At 41.8% G+C, this 256-nt stretch carries 1 pseudogene; it reads left to right on the top strand.

Annotated elements, in window-relative coordinates:
- Window positions 1–256, top strand: a pseudogene (locus tag KVT27_RS25340) (heavy metal translocating P-type ATPase); the annotation flags it as partial.

Raw genomic sequence — 256 nt, 5'->3', positions numbered from 1 at the left:
AACAAAGAAAGATAACTCGGCAGTAAATCTCATTGTATTTTCAGGTGCGTTACTGCTCTTTGGATTTCTTGGTTCTTATACTAACGTTACACCTAATTTGATAATTCTGTTATATGTGCTTTCGATTATGATTGGAGGCTACAAACCAGCTAGAAGTGCCTATTACGCAGTGAAAAGTCGTTCTCTGGATATGAATGTACTCATGACAGCAGCTGTGCTTGGTGCCGCGGCTATTGGGGAGTGGCTTGAAGGGGCT

Source organism: Lysinibacillus sp. GbtcB16, assembly GCF_019091145.1.
GTDB lineage: Bacteria > Bacillota > Bacilli > Bacillales_A > Planococcaceae > Lysinibacillus > Lysinibacillus fusiformis.
The sequence above is the reverse complement of the archived record's forward strand: the minus strand, read 5'-3'. Positions and strand labels throughout refer to the sequence as shown.